This window comes from Microcoleus sp. LAD1_D5 (genome assembly GCF_036702115.1).
Classification (GTDB): domain Bacteria; phylum Cyanobacteriota; class Cyanobacteriia; order Cyanobacteriales; family Microcoleaceae; genus Microcoleus.
This window is the reverse complement of sequence record NZ_JAUBSA010000162.1, coordinates 1-3180: the sequence shown is the minus strand read 5'-3', so window position 1 is coordinate 3180 and position 3180 is coordinate 1. Positions and strand designations below refer to the sequence as shown.

2 protein-coding genes are annotated in these 3180 nt (G+C 46.7%); both read left to right on the top strand.

The window, feature by feature from the left end; translation table 11 throughout:
* The first annotated feature begins 561 nt into the window (after positions 1-561).
* Positions 562-1647: a galactose-1-phosphate uridylyltransferase gene (galT, locus tag QUA70_RS28255; protein WP_333333975.1), complete on the top strand. Its 1086-nt coding sequence runs from the start codon at positions 562-564 to the stop codon at positions 1645-1647.
* Positions 1648-1676: 29 nt separating this feature from the next.
* Positions 1677-2789: a M24 family metallopeptidase gene (locus tag QUA70_RS28250; RefSeq protein WP_333333973.1), complete on the top strand. Its 1113-nt coding sequence runs from the start codon at positions 1677-1679 to the stop codon at positions 2787-2789.
* Positions 2790-3180: the final 391 nt, after the last annotated feature.

Below are 3180 nucleotides of genomic sequence, written 5' to 3'. Positions count from 1 at the left end.
ACACGTTGTCAACGCCGAACGCGAGTCAAAGTCTTTTGAGGTAAGGGTTTTAGGCTTATTCAGCAAGCCCTAAATATACTGGGTAATTGGGAATTGCGATCGTAGTCAGGACTTTAGCCCTGATTAAAAAAACTAATGCTGACTCATTTCTCCTGCAATAGTTAGGCTGACCTATATCCTTTCCTACTGCTATATCTTGTTAAACAGGAAAATTGGTGATTTTTTGAGCCATCAAGTTTGTAATCTCGTGAATATCACTCTTGATGAAAGAAAAATGAAATCCCTTTTTTGGCACACTATATATAGTGGGTCTGCGTAAGTCCTGTCAAAGCTAAACTCCTCTTAGATACGACTCAAGAACTCATGCGTCGTCATAGCGAGCACTTTAGCTAAAAACCCCGTGGGTTTCAACCCCTGCCGGACTGGCGGACGATCGGCGGACGTTGGTACTGCCAACTAAACTTGTTAACATAATGTGCGACTTTAGGTAGGGGCGGATTCTCAAAGCACGAAGTTATACTCCTAACATATATTAAACGCGATCGCCCGCCCCTACAAAAAATGTACGCCCAAACATTGCTAAAACCAGACGGCCGCCCACTCACACTGTACAGTCGCTACCCAATCCCAGAAGGTATCGCGGCCGTAAGTCCCAGCAATGACCCCGTAGAGGCAAACCCGCACTTTCGCTGGCATCCTTTGCGGGGGGAATGGGTAGCATACGCCAGCCACCGTCAGGGAAGAACTTTCATGCCGCCGCCGGAATACAACCCGCTGGCAGCTACAATTAACCCTAAGTTTCCGACAGAATTGCCGCCGGGAGATTACGATGTAGCAGTGTTTGACAATCGCTTTCCCTCGATGACTTTGCAAGCAAAAAATGCACCTGCAAATATTGTAGAAACTTTGCCAGCGAAAGGCATTTGCGAAGTCGTTGTTTTCACTCAAGATCCGCTGGCTTCCTTGGGTTCTTTGGAGTTAACTCATTTGGAATTATTGTTAGAAGTATGGGCCGAACGCACTTCAGTTATTGGCAGCAATTCCGAAATTCAATACGTCTTGCCCTTTGAAAATCGCGGCGTCGAAGTCGGAGTAACTTTGCACCATCCCCACGGTCAAATTTACGCTTATCCGTTCGTGCCACCGGTGCCGACACGGATGTTAGAATGTCAATCGGTTTACTATCAAAAAAACAGTAGTGGTTTGCTGCAAGATTTGATTCAAAAAGAGATTTCCGACAAACAGCGAATTATTTATTTAGACGAAGAGGCGATCGCCTTTGTCCCCGCTTGTGCCCGCTACCCTTACGAAGTGTGGATTGCCCCAATCGCCCCCGCTGCTACATTTATCGATTTGACCCAAAAACAGCGGCAATCACTCGCTAAGGCCTTAAAAACAGTCACCCTCAAATACGACGGTTTGTGGCATCGCCCATTCCCTTATTTGATGGCTTGGTTTCAAGGGCCCACAGACGGGAAGCCCCATCCAGAAGCGCATTTGCACGCCCAATTTTATCCCCCCTATCGATCGAGCGATCGATTAAAATACCTAGCCGGAACCGAACTCGCCGCCGGAATGTTTGCCAACGACGCTTTACCCGAAGAAAAAGCTAAAGAATTGCAAGCTGTATCCGTCAATCTATTTTAGATTTTAGATTTTAGATTTTGGGTCAATCTATGAAAAACTCATTCAACCAAGAAGTCGATACAAAACTCGAATTCATCCGCAAAGCCTTAACCGAAACAAAAGCGATCGCCCTTCGCTTGCGCGGTACAGACTGGTTTGCCTGGGCCACAGCCGGCGGTTCCCATACAGTATTGCTAACTGCAGAAACCGGAGTTGCAGAAATATTAATTACTGCCGAAAACGCTTGGGTTCTCACCGATGAAATCGAAGCTCAACGCTTGCAGGAGGAGGAATTGCCAGCCAACTTTCAAATGCACATCTATCCTTGGGCTGATGTTGCACAGCGCGAAGCTTTTGTCAAAGAAATTACTGGTGGCGGTAACGTCATGAGCGATCGGCCAACTGCGCAAGAAACACCAATAATCCCTTCTTTAGAGTCTCGCAAACAGACAATGATGTCAAGCGAATTAGATCGATATCGGCGAGTCGGGCTTTTAGCCAGCGAAGCGATGACAGAGGTACTTTCCGCCGCTAAACCCACATGGACAGAATATCAGCTAGCCGGAGCCGGTGCAGAGGCTTTGTGGGCGAGAGGTTTGCATCCAGCCCTGACATTAGTTGCTGGAGAAAGGCGTTTGCCACTGTACCGCCACGCCACAGCAACCGCCGAACAAATTGGACGACAAGCAATGTTAGTATTTTGCGCTAGGGGATGGGGTTTGTATGCAAATTTAACCAGATTTGTCTGTTTCGATTTTCTTGGGGAAAAGCATTCAGAGTTGCACCGACAAGTCAGAGAAATTGAAGCAGTGGCGCTAAATTTGTGTCGACCGGGATTAACGCTGAATGCGGTTTATGATACGCTTAAAACTGCTTACGAAGAGCACGGATATCCTCAAGCAATTGCGGAACACCATCAAGGCGGAACTACCGGATATTTGGCGCGCGAAATTGTGGCGAATCCGGCTACTTCAGATATTTTGGCAGAAAATATGGCTGTGGCTTGGAATCCGAGTTTGTCGGGAGCAAAAATTGAGGATACGTTTGTAATTCACAGCGATGGAACGTTGGAAAATTTGACTTTTGATCCGAATTGGCCCAGTGTAGAAGTAGCGGGAAGGTTGCGGCCAGTACCGCTCGAAATATGGAACCATAGACTTTAGTCAATTTAACTTATCGCTCTATTTTTATTTCAGGCCCGAGGAGAGACAATTCATATCAATTCCGGTTGCCCTCCTCATGATTGTTTACGTTCAGGGGGCGACAACGAGGCTAAAGCGGTTGCTCTATCAGCTTTCTAGCTCTTAGCCCCCTCCGGTAAAATGACTGCTTATTGCGAGCTAAACTCCTCATAGATGCTATCGACTCCCAACAGCAGTCATTGGCAATTAACCAATTTTCGCCATACAAACCAATCCAAAACTTGCTATGTCTTCTTCTATTTCTACCTTTTTCTTGAGGACGACATATATATTTTTCCTGGGGGGGTGACAACCCCGTTAGAAGCTAGACAAGGTAAGGCGTTGACCCACTTGTGGTAAAAAAAGATAGGCC